The organism is Micromonospora sp. BQ11 (genome assembly GCF_052068135.1).
Classification (GTDB): Bacteria; Actinomycetota; Actinomycetes; order Mycobacteriales; family Micromonosporaceae; genus Micromonospora.
The window spans coordinates 1-23,629 of the sequence record NZ_JBQHDB010000001.1 but is presented as its reverse complement, the minus strand read 5'-3'; the positions used below and the strand labels follow the sequence as shown (position 1 = coordinate 23,629).

The window sequence follows — 23,629 nt, the reverse complement described above, 5'->3', positions numbered from 1 at the left end:
ATACTCACCTCGGCACCACACCACAGGTGCGTCGGCACGCTCCGCGAGCCTGTGCACCCGCACGACCGGGCATCGTCGGGACACGCTGCCACCACCGGCCCAGTCGTGACCACCATCCACGCCCTCGCCACCGCGCTCGCCGACGCGTTCCTCGCCGGCGACGGCTGGCGCCGCACCGACCTCGTCCACCAAGGTGGGCTCGTCCTCGGGGTACGGCGGCGGTGGCTGTGGCCGGTCGCCGACGCGGTGCTGGCCGCCTACCCGCACCCACCCACCGACCGGCCACGCGAGCTGGCCACGTTCCTGAGCACCCTCGACCAGCTGGGCGCGGCGATCGCCGCCGCCCGCCAGCAGCAGCGGCCGATCGTCATCCGTACGCGGCCCGTGGCACCGACCCGCACCGTCCGCCGCCCCTGGCACACCCCCGTCATCGACACCGTCGACGACCTGGCCGCGATGCTTGACCTGAGCGTCGAACACCTCGACTGGTACGCCGACCGACGCTCCCTGAACCGACGCGCCACCGCTCACCGGCTGCACCACTACCACTACCGGTGGACCGACCAGGGCCGCCTGATCGAGGCGCCCAAGTCGCGGCTCCGCGCCCTGCAACGCCGCCTCCTCACCGAGGTCCTCGGGCCCATCCCGGTCCACCCCGCCGCCCACGGCTTCGTACCCGGCCGCTCCGCGCACACCTTCGCCGCCATCCACGCCGCACAGCCGGTCGTCGTCCGGATCGACCTGCTCGCCTTCTTCACCCACATTCCCGCCACCCGCGTCCACGGCCTCTTCCGCACCGCCGGCTACCCCGAGCCCGTCGCCCACACTCTCACCGGACTCTGCACCACCCGCACCCCGCACCCCGTCCTGCGCCGCGCACCCACCGACCTACCGCACCGGGCGGCCCGGCTCACCGCGCTGCGTACCGGCCACCTGCCCCAAGGAGCGCCGACCTCACCCGCACTGGCCAACCTGTGCGCCTACCGACTCGACCGCCGCCTCACCGGCCTCGCCGGCGCCTTCGAGATCACCTACAGCCGGTACGCCGACGACCTCGCCTTCTCCGGCGACCTCACCACCCAACGCGTCGACCACCTGATCGCAGCCGTCACCGACATCGCCCGCGATGAGGACTTCCGAGTCCACACAGGTAAGACCCGCGTCCGTGGTCGGGCCGACCGGCAACTCCTCGCCGGACTCGTCGTCAACCACCACTCCGCAACACCACGCGACGAGTACGACCAGCTCCGCGCCATCCTCCACAACGCCGCCCGCACCGGCCTCGCCATGCAGAACCGGACCGGTCACCCCGACTTCGCCCAATACCTCATCGGACGAGTTACCTGGGTCGGTCATCACCACCCGGCACGCGCAGCCAAACTCGCCACGCTGCTGGCCCACGCACTCGCGGCACCGTAAACTGACGCGGCGCGGCAACTTCGCCGGATCTTGGTGAGGACGCGTCGAACCGACCGAAGCAGGGCCTGAGCAGGACTTCCGCCCACTCTGCTGATCTTCGGCAAGCGAGCACAGCAACGCCCGTGTGCTACCCACTAATATGAATACCTAATAGGAACCCGCAGGTAGTGAGCCTCTGGATACAGATAGAGCATCGTCTTAGGAAACCGATGCTCTATCCCCTGAGCTACGAGGGCGCGAGGGCCTAGTCTAGCGACCTGGGGTTCACCTGGGGTGGCAGGGAGTGGCCCACGTTCACCCACGTTTCCCGGACCGCCGTTCTCCCAGCCCAGGACCACAGCTCGAGCACACGAGCCCTGGTTCGCGACCGGCGGTCGGCCGCAGTGACAGGCGTTGGCACCGGTTCACCCCGGTTGACATCCGCTGGAGAGCACACACCGCGCGCATCATCGAAGATCACCGCTCTCCGTCCGCCTACCTACCGTACGCGCCTCCACCGGAGACCAGGGAGCGCTCACCCCCGGGTCGCTCGGACCCGCCGCGATTCTGACCATGACGGTTCCTCAAGCGTCCGCACATGCCGAAATTAGTGCGGCATCAACCTCATGGCATGTGGTCCATAACCTCATCCCCGCCCCGGCCGGAAAGAGGTAACCACCGCTCCGTCGAAGCGGGGGGAAATTAGATGTCCCGTCAGTACGGGGTAGGCCCAATGCAGCCGCCTGACAGCCTTCAAGTGGTGTGATGTCGCGGTAGGCGGAGACGTGCCTCACCCTTCACCTGAGCCGCAGCTGGAGCATCGCCGCGAAGCGCTCGTCCGGGTCGCCCAGGTCCATCTCTCCGACCTCGGCCAGACGTCGCAACCGGTAGCGGAATGTGTTCGGGTGTACGTACGACGCCTGGGCTGCGGCCACGACGTCGCCGTAGTGGTCCAGCCACGCGGTCAGGGTGGCAACCAGCTGACTGCCGTGTTTGCGGTCGTACTCGATGAGCCGGCGGATCCCGCCGGTCGGCCGGTCGCCACGCATGGCAGCCAGATCCCGCAGCTCCAGCAGCAGGGACTCGACGTAGACGTCGTCGATACCGGCCGTACGCCGTTCCCCGCGGGTCTGGGCCAGCACTCTCAGGGTGCGGTCGACGCTGGCGCGGGCGTGCAACAGCTCGCTGATGTCCCGGGCTACCGGGCCGACGCCGACCACCGGCCGGTGCCGGTCACCGACCCGGTCGAGGAACTCGGCTGCCAGGCGCTGCCCCCGGGCCTCGGCCTCGTCGACCCCGGCGACGGTCGGAAGCAGCCCGTACGCGATGCCGCCGACCAGCGCCGCCGTGCTGCGCGGCTGAACCGCATGCAGGTAGACCGCGAAGGCGTCGCTGAGGCGCTGGCGCTCCTGGAGGAAGGCGGGGTCGTCGGGCCGCTGCTCGCCGCTCTGCGAGAGCGTGGCGCCGAGCAGCAGCACCGGCTGTCCGGCCAGACCGAGCCGTTCCATCGCGGCCTGGGCGCCCGCGCCACCCTCCAGGGCGGAGCTGAGCAGGTCGATCCGTAGCCGGCGCTGGACGTCGGTGCCAGCCCGCAGCCGCAGCAAATGCAGCGCCACAAGTTTCGCGGCGTCGCGGAAGGCTTCGGCGCGTTCCTCGGTGAGCCCGTGCGGGGTCACCGCCCAGATGGAACCGAGCACCTCGTCGCCGGCCCGCACCGCGACGGCCAGGCGGGGCAGGGAGAAGCCGTGCCGGCCGTCGCCCATGGGGTCGATGCGCACGGGCTGGTCTGTCCGCAGCAGGTCGCGGAACACGCCGCGTTCGGTGAGGACCTGTTGGTAGCGTTCTGGCACATGGCGGCCGAGGATCGTTTCGACCCGCGGCGGGTCGGCTTCCTCCTGCCGCCCGGAGAACGCGAGCACGCGCGAGCTGAGGTCCTCGATGGTGATCGGAGCGTCGATGAGCGCGGCGATCGCGTTGGCTACCGCGAACAGGTCGCCGGAGGGCAGCCCGAGCAGCGACTCGGACTGGGCCACGCCGACCTCGCCCTCGGCGAGCAGAGAGCGCAGCATCGCGACCAGATGCGCCCACGGGGCTCCGCGGCGCAATCCGAGCAGGACGACCCCGGCCTCGTCGGCGGCGGCCCGCACCTCCGGCGACACCGGGACCGGCGAGCGCAGGATCAGCGCGACGGCGTCCTGCGCGCCGATCTCGGCGACGAGCGCGCTGATGGCGGCCGGATCGCTGACGCCGACGCCGAGAACAAGGGCGTGCGGAGGAAGGACCGGGCTGTCCTCCGGGTCGTGGATGACCACCGGGCCGACCGGCTCGGCGTGCTCGGGGTCGCCGTGCACGAGCTCGAGGAGCATGGAGCCGAGGTGGTCAAGCAGGCGGCCGAGGCTGGCTCGGAGGCGTGCCGAGGAGGGGGGGTTCGTGGCGATGGGCACTCCCTTGTCCCGGAGCGTCGTCCTGACGATAGGGGCCGCAGTCTACGCGTGGTCAACGCTCACATCGAGATCCACTCGACGCGGGTGGTGACCTCGGCCAGCCGGGTGGGATCGGGGGTCACGCCGAGGCCGGGGCCGGTCGGCACGGGCAGATGTCCCTGGTCGAGCACGAACGGCTCGGTGATGTCGGCTGCGTAGTAGCGCCCGGACGCGGACGTGTCCCCGGGGAGCGTGAAGCCGGGCAGAGCGGCCAACGCCACGTTGGCGGCCCGGCCGAGTCCGGTCTCCAGCATGCCGCCGCACCAGACCGGTACGTTTTGCGCGGCGCACACGTCGTGGATGCGCCGGGCCTCGAGGTATCCGCCGACCCGACCAGGTTTGATGTTGACGATCTGGCAGGCGCCGAGCCGGACGGCGGCCGCGGCGGAGGCCGCCGAGGTGATCGACTCGTCGAGGCAGATCGGGGTACGGATGAGCCGGGCCAGGTCGGCGTGACCGAGCACGTCCTCCTCGTCCAGCGGCTGCTCGATCAGCAGCAGGTCGAATGGGTCGAGCTGGGCCAGATGCCGGGCGTCGGACAGCGAGTAGGCGGTGTTCGCGTCAGCCTGCAACAGCACCTGGTCACCGAAGCGCTCCCGGACGGCGCGCACCGGCTCGATGTCCCAGCCAGGCTCGATCTTCAGCTTGATGCGCAGGTATCCCTCGGCCAGGTAACCGTCGACCGCGTCGAGCAGCGCCGGGATGCTGTCCATGATGCCGACCGAGACACCGCAGGCGACCCGGTCGCGCACGGCGCCGAGCTCCCGGCCGAACGAACGGCCCTCAGCGCGCAGCTCGGCATCGAGCACGGCGGTCTCCAGGGCCGCTTTGGCCATCCGGTGGCCCTTGATCTGGGCCAGGGCCGGGCCGACGGCCAGGGCGGTGGCCGGCGCGGCGGCGGCGAGGGCCGGGATCAGGTGGTCGCGGAGCACGCCGGCGGCCGCCTCGGTGTACTCGGCGGAGTACATCGGGGCGGACATCGCCACGCACTCGCCCCAACCCTCGGCGTCCTCGGTTACCGCCCGCACGAGCAGGATCTCGCGGTTGGTCACCGTGCCGAACGAGGTACGGAACGGGCCGAGCAGGGGCATGGTGAGCCACCGCAGTTCACAGCCGGTCAGTTTCATGGTTCCTTCCGCAGTACGTAGCCTCGGGTCCGGTCGAAGCCGGCGACAGTGGCGCCCTGGGTCAGCAAGGCTGTCATCGCGTTGCGCACCGCGTGCCGCCAGCGCACGGCCAGGGCCGGGTCCGAGGCACGCAGCGCGGTGATGTCACGCGGGACGGCCACCAGGTTGATCGTGCCGTCGAGGCGGCCGGGCTCGGGTGAGCCATCCGCCGCCGTGCCGACGGCCACGACCGCACCGGCGGCGGGGAACGGATCAGGCCGGTGATCCCCCAGCCGGCCGCACGCCTCGGCGACGGCCGGGTCGCGCAACGACCATCGGACGAGCAGCCGATCGGAGTCCTCGTCGCCGTTGAGGATGTCGAGCATGGGGCCGTAGAAGTTCGGCATGTACTCCATCGGGCGGGCGGCCAGCTTGACGATGTTGAAGTAGGCGTTGCGGGCCACCAGCGGGTCGAACGTCCACGCAACCCGGTCGACGCCGCGGCTCATCGCCCATGCCCGCTGATGCAGCTTGAGAGCGAAGCCGACCGCGCGCCCGGTCATCTCGGTCGAGACCCCGGCGATGTGGCTGTGCAGGGCGTCCTCCGACGGGGCGTGGAAGAAGCCGACGCACGCCCCGACCAGCCGGTCGCCCACGAAGGCGCCGCTGACGTAGTTACCCGCTTTACCGAAGGCGCGCAGCAGTTCGCGGCTCATCGGCGGGTTGGCGTCGCGGCCCCAGATCTCGGCCAGGAGCCGCACCGCGTGATCGAGGTCGCTGACGTCGTTCAGCTCGCGTACGCCGACCCCGGCTGCCGCGGCGGCGGCCTGCGCTTGGGCGACGGCTTCGTCCAGCTGGTTCACTGTCGCGCTGGTCCGCGGGCCGCCCCGGTTCTCGGACCTGCTCATCCTGGTCATCGGGCTCCTGTCAGTTCGGCCAGCAACGCGCCGAGCAGCGCGGTGCGGCCGGGGAGGAACTCCAGCAGGACGTGCTCGTCGTCGGCGTGGGCGCCGCCCCCGACTGCGCCGAGTCCGTCCAGGGTCGGCGTGCCCGTCCCGGCGGTCAGGTTGCCGTCGGAGGCACCGCCGACCGCGGTGGCGGTCAGCGGCGGCAGACCGAGTGAGTTCGCCAGCGTCTGCGCCCGTGCGAACAGCGCCGCCGAAGCGCGGGCCTCCAGCGGGGCGCGGTTCGGGCCGCCGGTGACCTCGAGGACGGCGCCGGGCAGAACGGCCGTCAGGGCCCGCATCGCGTCGTCGATGCGGCGCTGTTCGATCAGAGACCGTGTCCGGACGTCCACCGCGACCCGGGCGGTGGCCGGCACGGTGTTGGTCGTCGTGCCCGCGCGGGAGAGCGTCGGTGTCACGGTTGTACCTGCTTCCGGGTCTGTGAGCGCCCCGATACGCAACACCTGGTAGGCCAGTTCGATAGTTGCGTTGACGCCCTGTTCTGGTGCCAATCCGGCGTGGGCGGCGCGACCGGAGACGATCAGCTCGTAGAGCGAGACACCCTTGCGTTCGGTTTTCAACCCTCCCCCGTCGGTCGCCGCCTCAAGCACCAGGGCTGCGGCGGCCGCCCGCGCCTCGGTCTCGATGAGCGGACGGGAGCTGGGCGAGCCCAGTTCCTCGTCGCCGGTCACGAGCAGGGTGATGCCGTCGCGGTGTGGCAGCGCGGCGATCGCGTGGAAGGCCATCGCCAGCCCGGTCTTCATGTCCAGGCAGCCGGGTCCGCGCAGGACTCCCGCTTCGAGGCGGTACGGGATGGCGGCGAGCGTCCCGACCGGCCAGACGGTGTCGTGATGGCCTACGACGAGCGCCCGCACCGGCCCGGTGCCGAACCGCCAGCGCAGATGGGTACGGCCGTCGAGCACGATCCGTTCGGGGGGTGTGCCCAGGCGTGCGGCGCCGACCCGGGCCACCACCTCGGCGCTGCGGGCGACGGCGTCGAGGTCGCTCGACGGCGACTCGCACTCGATCAGGGCCCGGGTGTCGGCCAGCAGGGATGCCAGCATCTCAGTTCACCCGCGGGGTGGCTCGGGCACCGTAGTGGAGGTACCGTTCGCCGGAGTCGAGTTCGTAGAACGTGACCGGGTACCAGCTCTTGCTCTGGGCGGGCACGGTCAGGAACAGGGCGGGACCGACCGGCACCAGTGGCTGCACCCAGACCGGATCCGACTCGTACGCGGCCAGCGGCCCGCTGAGCGTCGTCCGCATCCGCGGCGGCTCGCCGTCGTCCCCGGCCAGCACCTCGATACGCACCGATTCCCGCTCGTAGGTACCGACGTAGGGGGTGACGTCCATGTCGACGGGTTCGTCCGGCGGGGTGATCGGGGCCGGCATGGCCACCCCGGCCAGTTCGGCGAAGATTTCGGTGAACAGGTCCTGGTACAGCTCGCGGGCGCTCTCCTTGTTGGTCAGCAGCGTGACCGCCAGCCCCTGCTCGGGCAGCAGGCGCAGGAAGGCGGCGTGGCCGATGGTGTTGCCGTCGTGCCCGATGAGCCGGTGGCCGTCCCAGCCGAGGCGGATCCAGCCCAGTCCCCATGAGTCGCCGAGCGAGAGTTTGTCGGGCAGCTCGACCTGATGCTCGGCCATGGCCGCAGTCGTCTCCTCGGCGATCAGTTGCTCGCCGCCGTCGGTGCGGCCGCCGGTCAGGTGCAGCCGTGCGAAGGTGAGCACGTCAGCGGCGTTCGCGCTGATCAGGCCCGCGGGCCCGACCGAGCGGGGCAGGTGCCAGACGGGCGCGGCGGCGATCTGTCCCTCGTGTTCGACGTGGCCGCCGGCGGCCGGGTGCAGCAGCACCTCCTCCGGCAGGGTGGCCGTCGCGGTCAGGCCGAGGGGGGTGAACAGCTGCTCTCGCATCACCTGGTCCCACGTGCGGCCGGTGATCTCCTCGAGGATGCGGCCGAGCACGCTGTAGCCGGCGTTGCAGTAGGACCAGGTGGCGCCGAGCGGGTGGTTCTGGGTCTGCTCGGTGAGCAGACCCAGGTAACGCTGCAGGCAGTCGTCGCCGCGCCCGGTGTCGGTGAAGACGTCGCCGTCGATGCCGCTGGTGTGGATGAGCAGGTGGCGGACGGTGACGCGGGCCGCAACGCCGGGGTCGGCGAGCTGAAAGCCGGGCAGCACGTCACTCACCGGGGTGTCCAGGTCGAGCTTGCCCTCGTCGACCAGCTGCATGATGGCCGTCGCGGTCCACACCTTGGTGATCGAGCCGATCTGGAACAGGGCATCGGGCGTCACCGGCCGGCCACTGCCGACGTCGAGCACCCCGGCGCAGACCTCGATCCGCTCGTCCGGGGCTTGCGGGTCGGCGGCCAGCCGCAGAATGCCGAGCTGGGCGCCGGGCACGCCGTGGCGCTCGGCCAGTTCGGTGAGGCGCCGCTGCCAGTGGGCGGCGTCCAGGGGCGTCCGGCCGCCGCGGCGGGTGTGCTGCTCCAGCCAGTCGACGACGCGGCGGTTGTAGTCGATGCGCTGGGACGGCCGCCCGGCCACGATGAACGCGTGCGAGGCGTCCGGGTAGAGCACCAGCCGGGTGGGTACACCCTGCTGGCGCAACGCGGTGTGCCACTGCTGGGCCTGACCGGCCGGGCAGGTGAGGTCGTCGGCGCCGTGCAGCAGCAGGGTGGGGGTGCGAACGTCGGCGACGCGGGAGAGCGGTGACATGTCGGCGTAGCGTTCGGGGTCCTGCCAGGGCGGGCCGCCCAGCTCGTAGGCGCTCATGAATTGCCCGTCGTCGCAGGTGCCGGCCATGCTGACCATGTCGGCCACCGTGCCGCCGGCGACCGCGGCCACGAACCGGTCGTCGCGCCCGGTCAGCCAGCAGGTCATGTAGCCGCCGTAGCTGTATCCGGTGACGGCCAGCCGCTTCGGGTCGGCGATGCCCTCGGCGACCAGGGCGTCGATCGGCTCCAGCAGGTCGGCGGCGTCGGCGACGCCCCAGGCGCCGTTGACAGCTTCGTAGAAGGCCTCGCCGTAGCCGTCGCTGCCGCGCGGGTTGACCAGCAGCACCGCCCAGCCGCGGCGGGCGAGTTCCTGGTGGTAGAGGTGAACCTCGTCGGCCGCGCCGTTCCAGGCGTTGTGCGGTCCCCCGTGGATGTCGAGCAGCAGTGGCCGTGGTCGCGGCGCGTCGCCGTCGCAGATCAGCCACGCCTGTACGCTGCGGCCGTCCGAGATCGTGAAGGAACGCTCTTCGCGCGGGACGAGAGCGACGTCCACACCGTGCCCGGTCAGCACGCGCTCGCCGTCGTCTCCCAGGTCCACGACAGCGATCTCGCCGAAGGAGTCCGCCGTGGACAGCACGAACACGGCGAGGTTTCGCCGGACACTGAGGCCGTCGACGACACGACCCCGGCCGGCGACCACCGGCCGCGGGTCTGTGCCATCGGACGCCACCGACCACAGATGCGTGCAGCCCTGCTCGCGGATGCAGAACAGCACGCGTCCGTCGTGTTCGTGCGGCAGACCGCCCGGATAGGCGAGGCCGCCCGGCATGACATTGCGGTCGAGTGTGTCCGCCAGATCGATCGGCTTTGAGCCGTCGAGCGGCACCCGCAGCAGCCGGGCGTGGCCGATCGGATCCGCCGGCCAGCCGACCACCAGCAGGGCGGTGCCGTCGGCGGTGAAAACGGCGGTGCGGGCGACGCCGCCGGCCGGTCCGACCACCCGCGGGGCGGCGTGGCGGTCGTCGACCGCGAGCAGGTGCACGGCGGAGCGGTATCGCAGGTCGCTGTCGTCACCGAGGGCGCGCACGAAGGCTATGTCGGTGCCGTCCGGCGACCAGGCGGGTACGCCGGCATCATGCGGGCCATCGGTCAGCACACGGCAGTCGAGGGTGGCGAGGTCGACGACGTGCACCTGCCGTCGGGCGGCGCCGATCAGGCCGGCACCGTCGGCCTGGTAGTCCAGTCGGTCGGCGACCAGCGGCGCGTGTGCCGGGGCCGGCGGCCGGACCAGGGCAGTGTAGGCCAGCCGGGCACCGTCGGGGCTCCACGCCGGCGGGCCCGCCGGCTTCGGCAGGTCCGCAAGCACCCGGACCTCGCCGCCGGCCATCGGCAGCACCGCGAGCCGGCCGTCCCGCAGAAACGCGAGCCGGGTGCCGTCCGGGCTCCACACCGGGGTGGTGTCGGCCGGTCCGGCGGTCAGGCGGCGGGCGCTCCCGCTGTCGGTGGGCACGATCCACAACTCGGTCACGGTACGGTCGCCCGCCGCGTCCTGGGTACGCAGCGCGTACACGACGTGCGTGCCGTCCGGTGCCAGGGCCGGCTCGGCGGGCACCGCCAGGGTGAGAAGATCGTCGATAAGCATCGGTCGGGTCATGGGACGCTCCTTGTGGTGAGGCGGTGGCCAGGTACGGCGTCGAGCAGCGCCTTGGTGTAGTCGTGGCGAGGGTCGGCCAGCACCTCGGCGGCCGGGCCCTGCTCCACCACGCGACCGCGGTGCATGATCGCCACGTGGTCGGCGAGGTACCGCACGACGGCCAGGTTGTGTGAGATGAACAGGATCGAAAGGCCGAGCTCGCGTTGCAGCTCACGGACCAGGTTGAGGACGGCGCCCTGGATCGACACGTCGAGCGCGGAGGTGATCTCGTCCGCGATGACCACCCGTGGGCGGCCGGCGAGGGCCCGGGCGAACGCCACGCGCTGGCGCTGCCCGCCGGAGAGCTGTCCCGGGTAGGCGGTAGCCCGGCCGGGGTCCAGGTGTACCAGCTCCAGTAGCCGCCCCACCTCGGCTCGGCGCTGCGCCCGGGACATTCCCGGCGGGATCGCCTCGGTGATCGTCTCGCCGATCGTCATCCGGGGATTCAGCGACGAGTACGGATCCTGGAACACCATCTGCAATGGGCGGTGCCCGCCGCGGGCCCGGACCGGCTCGCCGTCCAGCAGGATCCGCCCACCGGCCGGAGCTACCAGGCCGACCGCGGCGCGGGCCAGCGTCGACTTGCCGCAGCCGGACTCACCCACCAGACCCAGGATCCCGCCGGTGGGAACGCTCAGCGTCACGTCGTCGACTGCCGTCAACCGCCCGTAGCGGACGGACACATTGTGGAAGGTCAGTTCACTCATGACCTGTCTCCCGAGGTGGCCGGTCGGACACTGTCCGCCTGCGCCGGCTCCGGACGCGCGTGCCAGCAGGCCACCCGGTGGCCCGACGGGTGCCGTTGCAGCGGCGGATCCTCGGCCCGACACCGCGGCGAAGCCAGCGGGCACCGGGCGGCGTAGGCGCAGCCCTGCGGCACGTCGGCCGGGTCCACGGGTCGTCCCGGGATCACCGGCAACGGACGCTCCCGCGAGGAGTCCATCCGGGGTACGACGGCAGCGAGGGCCCGGGTGTACGGGTGCAGCGCACCGGTCATCAGCCGGTCGGTGGGCAGGTCTTCGACGATGCGGCCCGCGTACATGACCAGCACCCGGTCGCAGACCTCGCTGACGACGGCGACGTCGTGGCTGATCAGCAGCAGCGCGACGTCGTCCGAGCGGCGGATCGCGGTCAGCAGGTCGAGCACCTGTCGCTGGACCGTGACGTCAAGGGCCGTGGTGGGCTCGTCGGCGACGATGAGCGCGGGGGAACCCATGAGCCCCATACCGATCATGGCACGCTGCCGCATGCCGCCGGAGAACTCGTGGGGGTACTGCCGGGCCCGGCGCTCCGGGTCGGTGATGCGGACGGCCCGCAGTCGATCGACCGCGCGGGTGAACGCCGCGCGGCGGCCGAGGCCGTGGTGGTGCCGCGAGATCTCCGCGAGCTGGCGGCCGATCCGCTGGGTCGGGTTGAAGGAGCTGGCCGGGTCCTGGAAGACCATCGCGAGCGAGCTGCCGAGCAGGCGGCGCTGGACCGCGGAGTCGGGCTCGCGCAGGTCGGTGCCGAGCAGGTGCAGGCGGTCGGCGTCGACCCGGCCCGCCGCGTCGATCAGCCGGGACACGGCCAGGGCGGTGAGCGACTTGCCGGAGCCCGACTCGCCGACGACGGCGACCGCCTCGCCGCGGCCGATCGAGAACGTCACGCCGCGCACCGGCCGGATCACCCCTGCGGCGGCGGGGAAGCTGACGGTCAGATTCCGCACGTCCAGCACCACATCGGACGCCGGGCCGCGATCGGCGCTGTCAGCCATGGGTGGCGCCGTGCCGGCGGGGGCGGCCGGGGACGGGGTCGCTGCGGCGGGCAGACCGACCAGGGCGTCCATCCCGAAGCCCTTGGCCACCGACTCGCCGAGCAGGTTGAGGGCCAGGCCGGCGACGAGCACAGCCAGCGCCGGCGCGATCGCGGCGGCCGGGTTGAGATAGAGCACGCCAATGCCGTCGTAGAGCAACCGACCCCAGTCGTAGGCGGGCGGCTGCACGCCGAGCCCGAGGAACGACAGGCCGGCGAAGGCGAGCAGTGCTCCCCCGGCACCCATGGTGACGTTGACCACCAGCGGCTCGGCGATGTTGGGCAGCAGGTGGCGGATCAGGATACGGAAGCGGCCGACGCCGGCGATCTGCGCGGCGGCGACGAAGTCCCGCGAGGCGACGCCGGCCAGCAGCGTCTGCACGAGCCGGGCGAAGTTCGGCGCCCCGGCCAGCCCGATGGCCAGCACCGCGCCGGTCGCGCCGACGCCGAAGACGACCGCGAAGAACAGCGCGAGGAACAGGCTCGGGAAGGCGATCGCGATCTGCACCGCGCCGGTGACCAGCCGGCCCAGGCGCCGCCCGAGCAGCCACGGCGCGGCGCCTAGCAGCAGTCCGGCCAGCAGGGAGATAGCGGTGGCGGACAGCGCGAGGCCGACGGAGAGCCGGGTTGCCGCGAGCACCCGGAACGCGATGTCGCGGCCCAGGTTGTCGGTGCCGGCCCAGTGCCGCCCGGACGGTCCGGCCAGGATGTTCGCGGTGTCGACGGCGTCTGCGCGGGCGGCCCACGGCGCCGGCCCGATGACAGCCAGGACGAGGACCACCGAGACCAGCACGGCTGCGGTCCGGCCCACAGGCGTGCGCAGTACGCGGAGCCAGCGATGAGCGGTACGGCGGTTCACCTCAGTCCTCCCGGATCGTCGACCGCGGGTCGATCAGCGCGAGCGCGACGTCGACAGCGGTGTTGATCAGCAGCACGCCGAGGCCGTAGACCAGCACGATGGCCTGGACCAGCGGGTAGTCCTTGCTGAGGATGGAGCGCACGATCGTGGTGCCCAGGCCGGGCCAGGCGAACACGTTCTCGACCAGGACGGTGCCCGCGACCATCGAGCCGAGGATCAGGCCGCTCAGCGTCAGCGAGGCCGTGGCGGCGTTCGGCAGGGCGTGGCCCAGATACAGCGATCGGGCCGCCAGGCGCTTGGCCCGCGCCGTCCGCAGGTAGTCGGCGTCCAGCACGGCGACCATCTCCACCCGCAGGATGCGGGCGAGGATCGCGGCCGGGCCCACGGCCAGCGACAGCACCGGGAGCACGTAGCCGGCCGGGGTGGCGTTGCCGGCCACCGGCAGCCATTGCAGCGTGACGCCCAGCAGGTAGACCAGGCCGACGCCGAGCAGGAAGTCCGGGATGGTGCCGAGCACGATGGTCCCGGAGGTGAAGGCGGCCTCCGTACGCCGCCCGTGGCCGCGCCGGGTGAGCACCCCGATCACGACGCCCACCGGGACGGCGATCACCACAGCGGCCAGGAACGCCAGTGCGGCCAGGGCCAGCGTCGCGGGCAGGCGCTGGCCGACGACGTCGCTGACCGGCAGCCGGGTCAGGATCGAGGTCCCGAGATCGCCGCCGAACAGTCCCTTCACGTAGGTGAGGTACTGGGTGAGCAGCGGGTCGTCCAGGCCGAGCGCGGCCCGGCGCTCGGCCACCAGGGCGGCCGGGGCGGTCGGGCCGAGGGCCGCGCGGACCGGGTCGCCGGGGACCAGGTGGATCATCAGGAACGACGCGGTGACCAGGACCCAGAGCGAGACCAGCAGGCGGCCGGCGCGCCGCAGCGCGAACCGGGACCACGGGTGGCCGGCGACCCGCCGGAGCCGGGCCGCCCCGGTCACCGGCTCCTGCTCCGCAGCGGCCCCGATCTCCGGCGCGGGCACCGGCGCCGCCGTCATCGGTCGAGCATCCGGATGCTCGTCGGGATCAGCTGTCCGGGGGTCTCGAAGCGGGCCTTGGCGCCGTACGTGGCGACCTGCTGGTTGGCGAACGGCACCACGTCGGCCGCCTTCACCAGCGCGGTCTCCGCCTGCAGCCAGGCGGGACAGCCCGCGGCGCCGTCCATCGCGCTCGCTCGCTTGGCCGCGGCCTCGTACTCGCTGTTGCGGATGCCCGCGAAGTTGGTGCCGTCGGGAACGCCGGGGCCGGACAGGAAGGGCACGATCTGGTCCGGGGTGTTGACGTTCACCGGCGCCCAGGCGATGTCCCAGTCACCGGTGCCGAACAGGGTCTGATTGATGGCCTCGCCGCTCTGCGGCTTGGGGGTCACCGTGATCCCGGCGGCCTTCCACTGCTGCACCGCGAGTTCGGCGGCCGCCGTGGCGGCGCTGCCTCCGGATGTCGAGTAGGCGAAGGTCAGCGTCTTGCCGGCGATCTCCCTCAGCGCTTCCGTGGCCGCGGCCGGGTCGTGGGCCGGCAGAGCGGAGGCGAGCGTCCCGCCCGGGCAGGCCAGCGGCTCGATCGCGGCGAGCGTGGTGGGCGGCGTGGCCTGACCGGCGCCGAGCACGGTCCGCAGCTGGCTCAGGTCGAGCGCCTGGGTCAGGGCGAGCCGGACGGCGGGGTCGCGGGTGGCCCGGCCCTCGGCCTGGTTGTACCACTGCTCGCCGAGCACCGCGGCGGTACGGGCCGCGAACAGCCCGGCCTTGTCGAGGCGCTGCGCGTCCGGGCCGGTGACCTGGGCGGCGTTGAGTTCGCCGGACAGCAGCAGGTTGGCGGCGGTGGCCGGGTTCTCGACGATCCGGACGGTGATGGTGTCGGGCATGCCGGGCGTCGCGGTGGACGCGCCGTTGGGTCCCCAGGTGTAGCCCTCGCGGATCGCGTACGTGTAGTGGTCGCCGGGTACGGCCTCGGTCAGCTGGTACGGTCCCGTGCCCGCGGTGGCCTTGGCCAGGCTCGCGCGGTTGCTCATTCCGCCGGGGCACACGATCGGCAGGTTGGCCAGTCCGTTGAGCACGAATGGGGCCGGCGTCGCCAGCGTCAGGGTCACCTCGCCGGTGGCGTCGTCGGCCGCGGCGCGGGCCCCGGCCGGCAGGAACGAACTGAACGGGCTCTTGTTCTTCGGGTCACCGACGTAGGCCAGGTTGTCGGCGACCGCCTTGGCGGTGAGCGCCGTCCCGTCCGCGCACGTCACACCCTTGCGCAGGGTGAGCTTCACGGTGGTGCCGGCGGCCGACCACTTGTCGGCCAGCTGCGAGCGGATCTGGCCGCCGGCCGGGTCGATAGCCACCAGCGTGTCGTATGCGAGCTGGTTGACGGTGAACAGCGCATTGGCCGCCGAGGACTGCGGGTCGAGATTGCCCGGGTCCGCGCTCAGGGCCATGGTGAACGTACCGCCGTCCACGACCTGCCCTTGGGTCTGCGAGCCGGAGCCCGATCCGCCGCCGCATCCGGCCAGGGCCAGCGCCGCGCAGAGCGCCGCGCTGCCGGCGATCCTCGACGTGGTGGTCAGCTTCATGAGGGGTCCTCTTCCGGCCTGCCGGCTCCGGTTCGACGGGGTGGGTTCAAGGGATGGGGTGGTCGGTCGGTCAGACCGGCGCGACCGTGGATCCGGCCCGGCGCACGGCCCGGCCGACGTGCAGGAACCGGGCATGGCCGGCGCCGTCGTCGCCGACGAACGCGTACGGCACGTACATGCCATGCTCGGGTTCGACCGGGATGAGGAAGTCCTCGCGGTAGTGCACGAGCTCCTTGCGGACCGCGTGCCCGACCAGTTCGGCCAGCTCGCCCTTGGGCGTCTCCTCGATCCAGATCCGGCCGTCCGGGTCCTGGCTGAGCGTCAGGTCGCCCACCCGCGACGAGTACGTCCCGACGAAGCGCCCCGCGTCGACGCGCTCCGGCTGTGCGGGCGGGCGGGGCATCTCGGGCAGCGGGATGCGCCCGAGTTCGCTCAGCACGAGACCGAAGATTTCCTGGTACAGCGGCATCGCGTCGCCGCCGTTGGTCAGCAGCGTCACGGCCAGTCCGTCCTCGACGACCATGCGCAGGAACGCCGATTGCCCGATGGTGCTGCCGTCGTGCCCGGTGAGCGTCCCGGCCGGGGTGTCGAACCGTTCGAAGCCCAGCCCCCACGAGGTGCCCATCACCCCGATGTCGGGCAGGTCCACCTCGCGCTCCCGCATCCGGGCGGCGGTGCCCGCGGCGAGCACCTGCGTGCCATCGGCGGCGCGGCCGTCCTCGAGGTGCATCCGGGCGAAGGCCAGCAGGTCGCGGGGACGCATCGCGAGCATCGCCCCGGCCGGCGCGTTCGAGCGGGCGAGCGCCCAGACCGGCGCCGGCTGGTAACCCGCGCCCGGGTCGAGCTCCAGGTGGCCGACCGCGACCCGGTGCAGGATCGCCTCGTACGGGCTGGGTGCGACGTGGGTCAGGCCCAGCGGCGCGATGAGGTGCCGGCGCAGGCACTCGTCGTACGGCAGCTCGCGGACGACCTCGACGAGGCGGCCGAGCACGCAGTAGCCGGCGTTGTTGTACGAGAACTGCTCGCCGGGCGCGAACAGCTGCGGAAGGTCGTGCAGGGTCTCGACGAACTTGGCCACGCAGTCGTCGCCCTGTCCGGTGTCGGTGAAGATGTCACCCTCGAAACCGGCCGTGTGGTTGAGCAGCTGCCGGGTGGTGATGACCGCGGCGGCTGCTTCGTCACCGAGCCGGAACTCCGGAAGGTACTTGCGCACCGGCGCGTCAAGATCGACCTTTCCCTCGTCGACCAGTTGCAGGACCAGGGTGGCGGTCCAGAGCTTGGTGATCGAGCCGATCTGGAAGAGCGAATCAGGCGTCGCCTCGATCCCGGTCGTCGTGCTGAGCAGCCCCGCTGCCCCGTCGACGATCTGCCCGTCGTGCAGGATGCCCCACGCCGCGGCCGGCACCTGGTGCTCGCGAAGCAGGCCGGGAAGGCGGGCCGCCACGATTTTCTGAACGTCTGTGATCGTCGTCATAGCGGGATCGTAGGAGCGCGAACGTGAATCGGTGTTCGTCGCCCAGCACGAAAAAGTGCCGCCGGATTGGTCGATTCGCACAAGCGCGCCGCAGTGCCGAGGGGCGGCTGAAGCGTATCGGCCCGAGCCGGTGCTGCGGTTGGCCTGCGATGGTTGGCCGGGAGGCCGATCAGGGACTGCGGTGCTGGCTGCTGGAACTCATCGGCGACGCCCGCTCACCACGGGCCTTTGCCCTGCTGGTCGAGGAGCTGCATAGCAGGGACGAGTCGCTGCGCGATTGGGCAGAGCGGGGTCTGCGGCTGGACACGAAAGAGTCGCGGCCGGTGCTGGCGAGCCCTCGATCACGGCGCGACTGATCGAACGCTCGAACCGGTCCGGCCCGCCGGACCACCGCAGGCGCTGGCCACCCTGACCGCCCTGCCGTGCCGGCCCGGCGGATCCTGGTCGCGGGCACCTGCTCGGTGGCGTGTTGACCCCTCGGTCATCGACACCGTCGGCGCCCCGGCGGCGATGCTCGACCTGAACATCGAGCACCTCGCCTGGTACGCCGACCGACGCGCCACCGCCCACCGGCTATACCCCTATCACTACCGCTGGACCAACCACGGCCGCCTGATCGAGGCACCCAAAGGCTTCCGGCGGTTGCTGGCGGTCCGGCTGGGTGGGCAGTTCACCGATGGGGTGTTTCAGGCCGCCCTGGCCGGCAGCGTGTTGTGCAACCCGGACCGGCAGGCCACGCCGGCGGCGATCGCGTTCGCCGCGGCGGTGCCGGACAACAAAGGTGGCGGCACCTCGAAGAGCGGAGGGCGGCCATCGAGCACGCGGAGCCGCTCGGCAGCCCGACGAACGGCGATGGCCGTCACCCACGCCCGGTCACGTCCGGCGATCCGCTGCACGAGGTCATCCATGGGCGCCGGGCCAGGGAGGACATAGGCGGGGAACAGGGCGTCCGATGCTCCTGGTGGTGCCCCTGCCGCTGAGACAGCACCACCACCCTCGTCCTGGCCGGGTCGCCAGCGACACTCCGGTGCGTAACGGCGGTGTTGCCGACGCGCGCCGCCCGGTCACACGTAGTGACCGGGCGGCGCGGTGCGGTGGATCAGGCGTTGTGGGAGGAGCGGCTGCCGGCCTTGGCCAGGCCGCGGCTGACCATGTAGCCGATGGTCAGCATGGTGACGTAGAGCCAGGCGCGGTCGGCGCGGAAGAAGTCGCCGCCGGCGCCGTTGTCGCCGTTGCCGTTACCGTCGACCACGAGGGAGGCGATCAACACGCCGAGGACCATCACCACGTAGGCGATGAACTCGGTGGTTTTGAAGGCCGGCTTCGTCTCATCGCGGACGCGACGCCGCTCGGTGGCGTTGATGTCGCGCTGGTTGGTTGAGGCGGGGGACGAGGTCATGGACAGCTCCTGGTTATCGGGGTGCGCGCAGGGGGGGACCCTCGGGTCTGCTTCTGCTGGCGCGAATGCCTAGGGGATCGAGAAAGAGTCGGATCACGGGATTCCGGGTGACCCACCGGGAGGCGCCGCGAATTGTCGCCGTGGCGCGGCGGTCTGGCGCAACCGGTGAAGTACCCCCACCGCGATCGCCGCAAACACGGCACAAGGGTTCATCCGTTGCCCCTGCCCGCGGGGTTCCATCCCCCCGTCGAGCGGGCCTCGGTCGCACTGGCTCGCAATCGCCGCGATCGGCCTCGGGCGGCCCAGCGGTCGGGTCAGACTGAAGGCGACGAGGCAGGCGAGTCTGCCGGAAATGCGGGCGGGAACGGAGCGCACCGTGACATCGGGTTCGGCGAGTACAGCCAGCGGGCCGTGACCTGACGCGGGAGCAGCGGGAGCTATCGATGAGCGACATCAGCCTTGACGCCGACCGTCAACGGGGCAGTGACTACGCCGACCTGTCCCGGCAGGTCCGCGCGGCGGGTCTACTCGAGCGGCGGCGCGGTTACTACGCGGTGCGGATCGGCCTCGTTGCCGGTTCCTTAGGCGGACTGTGGATCCTGTTCGCCCGGTTGGGTGAGTCGTGGTGGCAACTCGGCGTCGCGGTGGCCCTCGCGGTGGTCTTCGCGCAGGCCGGATTCATCGGCCACGACGCGGGGCACCGGCAGATCGCCCGTTCCCGCCGGGCGAACGACCTGATCGGCATCATCCACGGCAACCTCGTGACCGGGCTCAGCTACGGCTGGTGGGTGGACAAGCACAACCGGCACCACGCCCACCCGAACACCGAGGGCAGGGACCCCGACATCACCGTGGCGCCCCTGTCGTTCACCGTCGGCCAGGCGCGCAGCCGGCGTGGCTTCGGCGCACTCGTGGCGCGCCACCAGGCGTACCTGTTCTTTCCGCTGCTCCTGCTGGAGGCCCTGCACCTGCACGCCAACAGCGTGCGGGCCGTCCTCGGCCCGCGCCGGATCGCGCATCGGCCCGTCGAAGCCGGACTGCTGGCCCTGCACATCGGCGGCTACCTCGCCGCCGTGTTCCTGGTCCTCAGCCCCGCGCAGGCGGTCGCCTTCATCCTCGTCAACCAGGGCGTGCTCGGCCTGTACCTCGGCTGCTCCTTCGCCCCGAACCACAAGGGCATGCCGATCCTCGGCCCCGACGACACCGTCGACTACCTCCGGCGGCAGGTCCTCACGTCCCGCAACGTCCGGGGTGGGCGGTCCGTCGACGTGGTGCTCGGCGGCCTGAACTACCAGATCGAACACCATCTGTTCCCGAGCATGCCGTGCCCCAACCTGCGCCGCGCCCGCCCGCTCATCCGGCGGTTCTGCGCCGAGCACGACATCGACTACCACGAAACCAGCCTGGGCCGCTCCTGGGCGGAGGCGCTACGCCACCTGCACGACGTCGGATCCCGCGAACCACGAACGGACTCCGCCACGCCGCCTCCGTAAACGAGGCGCCGAGCGCCTCCGCCCCCGTGCACCAGCCTCCGCAGGACCCCGCGATCGGCTACACGTGCTCGCGGAGAAACGGGGCTTCACTCAGGCGCGTAAGCCCGGATCGAACGCTTGATCCGTGATTTCCGCCGATTAGATGCGGACCTGCACTGCTTGAGTCCGACAATCAGGACTATGAAGACAGGTCGGATTCAGGGAGTCACCATGGCACGCAAGAGAAGCGCCGTCAGTCGGCAAGCGCTGGTCCTTGCCTTCTCGGCAGGGGCGGTGACCGGCGCGGTGAGCATGCTGACCCTGCGCCGCCGCGGCGGCGACGCGGGCACGTTCGGGGAGGACCTTCGCGGCCCCCTCGGGGAGCATGTCGTCGGGCCGCTGGGCGAGGCCGCTGCCCCGCCCCTTGGCGGGAAAATCAACGCCCCTTCGGGCTCGTCGTCAGGTATGCCGGCGGCCATGCACGGCTGACAGTCGGCCCGAGGCGTCGGCCTGGTCGTCCGACGCCGTGGCCGTCTCGGCCTTAGAGAGATGAGGGTATTCATGGCAGAGGGGTCCAGGGGCGGTTCGGGCGCGGCGTCTGCTGACACGCCGGTGGCCGAGCTGGTGCAGCGCGGCACAGAGCAGGTCACCCGCCTGGTGCGAGACGAGTTGACGTTGGTGCGGGCGGAGATGACCGCGAAGGGCAAACAGGCAGGCGTCGGCGCCGGACTGCTCGGGGGCGGCGCAGCGCTCGGTCTCTACGCCGGCGGCGGCGCCGTCGCCACGATTGTCCTGGCGCTGGCTGCGATCATGCCCGACGCGCTGGCCGCCCTGATCGTCACCGTGATCCTTGCCGTCGCCGCCGCCATCGCCGCCCAACGCGGCAAGAAACAGGTCAGCAAGGCCATGCCCGCCACGCCTACCGCAACCCGAGACAGCCTGCGCGCCGACGCCGAGACGGTACGCGGTGCGGCGAGCCGGAGGCAGCCATGACAGCGGCGGACAGCGGTGACCTCGACAGGACCCGGCAGGACATTCAACACACCCGCGCGCAGCTCGGCGACACCGTCGCCGCACTGGTTGCCAAGACCGACGTCAAGACCCGGCTACGCGCCAAGGCCACCGCCAGGGCCACCGGGCTGCGCACCAGGGCCGCCACTGCGGCTGGTGACCTCCGGCAGCGCCTGATCAGGGCTCAACAGTCGGCGAGGGCCACCACGGGCCAACTGGCCGGCACGGGTAGCCGGAAGGCCTCTGAGCGCGTCAAGCCTTTCACCCATAAGGTCCGAAAGACTGCCACCAGAGTCCGCGATGCGGCGAAAGCCAGGGCGCAGACGACCGGCGAGGTGGAGACGGCCCTGGTCACCAACGCTCGAACGGCGATCACGAAGATCGGTGGCACGGCTCGCGGCAAACCTCTACCGCTTCTCGCCGCCACAACCGCGGCTGGCCTCGCGGTCGTCGCCTACCGGCGCCGTCGGTCCCGATGACTGCATCCCAGCGGCGCACATGGCATCTCACCGACCCCAGCCCGGCTGGCCAGCCGGACACGCTCGACGGACACCTGTTCCTTGCCCACCACGGGGCCGGAAGTCGCGCCGCGCGCCACGGCTGATCCCTCTCGCACCACGCCGCCACCCGGTCACCACGCAAGCAGCCCGGGTGGCGTTTCGCGTCGGCGTCGGACCGCATCTGGTCCGGTGCTCGTACCGCGCGGCCGACAGAAGGCCGAGGCGCGGGCGGCGACGTCACCGCCGGCTGTCGTGACGGCGTTGTGTGCCGCGCGGGGAACCTCGCCGCAGGAGCCGTCGGGCACCAGCGCCGCGGCTTGACGCAGCCAGGCCCGCGGCACGATCGAGTCGTACTCTCCGCGGAGGAACAGGGCGGGTGCCCGCACCAGCGGCAACCGCTGCTCCATCCGGTGGCGTACGCAGTGCCGCAGCGTGCCCAGCACCCGTCGCGGTCCGGCATCCCGGATGTCGGCGACGAGGGTGGAGAGCTGGCGTGGATCCTCGGCGGTCAGGTCGCGCAGCAGGCGTCGGACCTGCCCGCCGACGGTCGCCGCCGCAGGGTCCGCGGTGGGGCCGACCAGGACGAGGGCCGCGGTCAGATCCGGTCGCCGAATCGCCAGCTCGACCGCGACCTGGCAGCCGAACGAGTTCGCGAGCAGACGGGCGCCGGCGAGACCTTCCGCATCCATCCAGGTGGCGAGCACCGTCGCGTGCTCCGTCGCGTCCAGGACCTGCGGAGGCTTCGGTGACAGCCCGAAGCCGGTCAGGTCCGGTACGTGGACCGGGCCGCCGGTCAACGCGACAGCGGTGGGCATCAGGTAGCGGTGCGACACCGCCAAGCCGTGCACCAGCACCCAGGGCGGACCACCCTCGTCCGCACCTGCCCGGACCCGGACGTGCAGCCACGACCGACCGGCCCGGGCCCGGTGGCTGACGAATCCCCGCGCCGGCTCTGGAGCAGCGTGCACCAACCGCCGCTCTGCCGAGCTCATCAGCGCTCTTCGCAAGAAGGCCATCGTCTTCCCCTCCGTCGAAACCTCATGACCGGGATCGCCGAACCGCCGGCGGGACACCCGGCTCAGCGAACCTCGTCAGCGAAGCGCCGGTGCAGGCTGGCCAGAGACTTGGCGATCAGCCGGGAGACGTGCATCTGGGCGAGGCCGACCTGTTCGGCGATCTGGGCCTGGTCAGGTTGCCGTAGAAGGGCATTATCAGGATCTTGCGTTCACGGTCGGGAAGGGCGGCCATCGCGGGGGTGAGGGGGACACGCAGGTCGACCAGTTCGTAGTCGTCCTCGTCGACCCCGAGGGTGTCACCGAGTTCGCTGGTGGAATCGGGGCCGAGCGGGGTGGACAACGAGGTGGTCCGGTACGCGCGGGCGCCCTCCATCCCTTCCAGGAACGTCCTCCTCGGTGACACCCTTAAGCGCGTCGACCCAGCGCGTTTGCGCGGTGGGCCGGGCGGAGAACGCGGCCGGAGTCGGGTGTCGCCGAAGGTGGGGTCAGTCGATTCCGCCGAGGACGGGCAGATCCTCCGGTCGTGCGGCGCCGTGCGGCATCCAGTAGCCGGACGGCGGCAGGTCGCCGCGCATCGTCACCAACTTCCCCACGTTCGTCATCTCCAGCAGCCGCCGGGTGTGGTGCCTGGGACGGCATACGACCAGGGCCGCGCCGGCCGGGAGGGCGACGTGCGCCCGGGTGAGGAAGTTGAGCAGCGTCGAAGAGGCGAAGGTGACGTCGGCGAGATCCACGACGACCTCGGACGGCGCCACGGCGGACAGCCGCTCGACCACGCCCGACAATGCCGGGTCGGCGTGCATGTCGATCTCACCCGCCAAGAACACCAGGGCGACAGGAGGTCGCGGGGCGGTCAGCACGGTGATGACAAAATGGTCACCGGACACCTGGGCCATCAGCCTCACCTCGGCATGAGTCACCTGATGCCGGGGGCTTGGGCAACGACCGCGAAAGGCCGCAGCTCGACACTACCGCCGCATGACCCGATGCGCGAACGCCCGGACGATCGGGGCAACCGAGGTCTCCATGCGTTGGCGTCGATTCGGGGCTAGAGGTGTCTCCCGGGCCGGGTTGGCGACGCTCTCGGGCGGTCACGGGTTGGTGCGGCGGGCGGCGAGGCGTGCCGAGTCGGGCCAGCGGACGTCGTGGGCCCAGCCGAGCTTCTCGAAGAGCCAGA

Annotated in this window: 21 protein-coding genes; 7 read left to right on the top strand and 14 right to left on the bottom strand. The window is 71.6% G+C overall.

Annotated features, from left to right (window positions below):
• Positions 1-105 precede the first annotated feature (105 nt).
• Positions 106-1,419 carry a reverse transcriptase family protein gene (locus tag ACTMSW_RS00105; protein WP_441178300.1) on the top strand — a complete coding sequence of 438 codons (1,314 nt, stop codon included), beginning with the start codon at positions 106-108 and terminating at the stop codon, positions 1,417-1,419.
• 776 nt (positions 1,420-2,195) lie between these two features.
• Here ACTMSW_RS00105 and ACTMSW_RS00100 read toward each other — a convergent pair.
• The 10 genes from ACTMSW_RS00100 to ACTMSW_RS00055 form a co-directional block, all read right to left on the bottom strand.
• Positions 2,196-3,764: a PucR family transcriptional regulator gene (locus tag ACTMSW_RS00100; RefSeq protein WP_441178299.1), complete on the bottom strand. Its 1,569-nt coding sequence runs from the start codon at positions 3,762-3,764 to the stop codon at positions 2,196-2,198.
• Between the two features lie 137 nt (positions 3,765-3,901).
• Complete coding sequence (menC, locus tag ACTMSW_RS00095; protein WP_441178298.1) at positions 3,902-5,008, bottom strand: o-succinylbenzoate synthase; 1,107 nt, start codon at positions 5,006-5,008, stop codon at positions 3,902-3,904.
• Positions 5,005-5,895 carry a GNAT family N-acetyltransferase gene (locus ACTMSW_RS00090; RefSeq protein ID WP_441178297.1) on the bottom strand — a complete coding sequence of 297 codons (891 nt, stop codon included), beginning with the start codon at positions 5,893-5,895 and terminating at the stop codon, positions 5,005-5,007. Before ACTMSW_RS00090 ends, menC begins: the two co-directional genes overlap by 4 nt.
• A gap of 5 nt (positions 5,896-5,900) precedes the next feature.
• Positions 5,901-6,995: a M20/M25/M40 family metallo-hydrolase gene (locus ACTMSW_RS00085; RefSeq protein WP_441178296.1), complete on the bottom strand. Its 1,095-nt coding sequence runs from the start codon at positions 6,993-6,995 to the stop codon at positions 5,901-5,903.
• Position 6,996: 1 nt separating this feature from the next.
• Positions 6,997-10,296, bottom strand: coding sequence for a serine hydrolase (locus ACTMSW_RS00080; protein WP_441178295.1), 3,300 nt, complete (start codon positions 10,294-10,296; stop codon positions 6,997-6,999).
• Positions 10,293-11,042, bottom strand: a complete 750-nt coding sequence (locus tag ACTMSW_RS00075; RefSeq protein WP_441178294.1) for an ABC transporter ATP-binding protein — start codon at positions 11,040-11,042, stop codon at positions 10,293-10,295. Before ACTMSW_RS00075 ends, ACTMSW_RS00080 begins: the two co-directional genes overlap by 4 nt.
• Complete coding sequence (locus ACTMSW_RS00070; protein ID WP_441178292.1) at positions 11,039-12,985, bottom strand: dipeptide/oligopeptide/nickel ABC transporter permease/ATP-binding protein; 1,947 nt, start codon at positions 12,983-12,985, stop codon at positions 11,039-11,041. Before ACTMSW_RS00070 ends, ACTMSW_RS00075 begins: the two co-directional genes overlap by 4 nt.
• A gap of 1 nt (position 12,986) precedes the next feature.
• Positions 12,987-14,024, bottom strand: coding sequence for an ABC transporter permease (locus ACTMSW_RS00065; protein WP_441178291.1), 1,038 nt, complete (start codon positions 14,022-14,024; stop codon positions 12,987-12,989).
• On the bottom strand, positions 14,021-15,580 hold the full coding sequence (locus ACTMSW_RS00060; protein ID WP_441178290.1) for an ABC transporter substrate-binding protein: 1,560 nt from the start codon (positions 15,578-15,580) through the stop codon (positions 14,021-14,023). The genes ACTMSW_RS00065 and ACTMSW_RS00060 overlap by 4 nt, the downstream gene beginning before the upstream one ends.
• 70 nt (positions 15,581-15,650) lie before the next feature.
• A complete protein-coding gene (locus ACTMSW_RS00055) occupies positions 15,651-17,054 on the bottom strand; it encodes a serine hydrolase domain-containing protein (protein ID WP_441178288.1) in 1,404 nt (467 codons plus the stop codon).
• A gap of 149 nt (positions 17,055-17,203) precedes the next feature.
• Between ACTMSW_RS00055 and ACTMSW_RS00050 the strand changes: the two genes are divergently transcribed.
• Complete coding sequence (locus tag ACTMSW_RS00050; protein WP_441178287.1) at positions 17,204-17,410, top strand: hypothetical protein; 207 nt, start codon at positions 17,204-17,206, stop codon at positions 17,408-17,410.
• A gap of 154 nt (positions 17,411-17,564) precedes the next feature.
• The gene (locus ACTMSW_RS00045; protein WP_441178286.1) at positions 17,565-17,987 is read left to right on the top strand and encodes a hypothetical protein; all 423 of its coding nucleotides are present in this window, start codon (positions 17,565-17,567) and stop codon (positions 17,985-17,987) included.
• Positions 17,988-18,153: 166 nt separating this feature from the next.
• Here ACTMSW_RS00045 and ACTMSW_RS00040 read toward each other — a convergent pair whose 3' ends face one another.
• Positions 18,154-18,453 carry a hypothetical protein gene (locus tag ACTMSW_RS00040; RefSeq protein WP_441178285.1) on the bottom strand — a complete coding sequence of 100 codons (300 nt, stop codon included), beginning with the start codon at positions 18,451-18,453 and terminating at the stop codon, positions 18,154-18,156.
• Between the two features lie 443 nt (positions 18,454-18,896).
• Here ACTMSW_RS00040 and ACTMSW_RS00035 point away from each other — a divergent pair, with 443 nt between their 5' ends.
• The 4 genes from ACTMSW_RS00035 to ACTMSW_RS00020 all read left to right on the top strand — a co-directional run bounded on the left by ACTMSW_RS00035 (position 18,897) and on the right by ACTMSW_RS00020 (position 21,415).
• A complete protein-coding gene (locus tag ACTMSW_RS00035; protein WP_441178284.1) occupies positions 18,897-19,946 on the top strand; it encodes a fatty acid desaturase family protein in 1,050 nt (349 codons plus the stop codon).
• Between the two features lie 210 nt (positions 19,947-20,156).
• Complete coding sequence (locus ACTMSW_RS00030) at positions 20,157-20,414, top strand: hypothetical protein (RefSeq protein WP_441178283.1); 258 nt, start codon at positions 20,157-20,159, stop codon at positions 20,412-20,414.
• A 72-nt stretch (positions 20,415-20,486) separates the two neighbouring features.
• Positions 20,487-20,918 carry a phage holin family protein gene (locus tag ACTMSW_RS00025; RefSeq protein WP_441178282.1) on the top strand — a complete coding sequence of 144 codons (432 nt, stop codon included), beginning with the start codon at positions 20,487-20,489 and terminating at the stop codon, positions 20,916-20,918.
• Positions 20,915-21,415: a DUF3618 domain-containing protein gene (locus tag ACTMSW_RS00020; protein WP_441178281.1), complete on the top strand. Its 501-nt coding sequence runs from the start codon at positions 20,915-20,917 to the stop codon at positions 21,413-21,415. The genes ACTMSW_RS00025 and ACTMSW_RS00020 overlap by 4 nt, the downstream gene beginning before the upstream one ends.
• Before the next feature lie 152 nt (positions 21,416-21,567).
• Here ACTMSW_RS00020 and ACTMSW_RS00015 read toward each other — a convergent pair whose 3' ends face one another.
• The 3 genes from ACTMSW_RS00015 to ACTMSW_RS00005 form a co-directional block, all read right to left on the bottom strand.
• On the bottom strand, positions 21,568-22,428 hold the full coding sequence (locus ACTMSW_RS00015) for an alpha/beta fold hydrolase (RefSeq protein WP_441178280.1): 861 nt from the start codon (positions 22,426-22,428) through the stop codon (positions 21,568-21,570).
• Positions 22,429-22,567: 139 nt separating this feature from the next.
• Positions 22,568-22,825: a hypothetical protein gene (locus tag ACTMSW_RS00010; RefSeq protein ID WP_441178279.1), complete on the bottom strand. Its 258-nt coding sequence runs from the start codon at positions 22,823-22,825 to the stop codon at positions 22,568-22,570.
• 112 nt (positions 22,826-22,937) lie between these two features.
• Positions 22,938-23,348, bottom strand: coding sequence for an STAS domain-containing protein (locus tag ACTMSW_RS00005; RefSeq protein WP_441178278.1), 411 nt, complete (start codon positions 23,346-23,348; stop codon positions 22,938-22,940).
• Positions 23,349-23,629 lie beyond the last annotated feature (281 nt).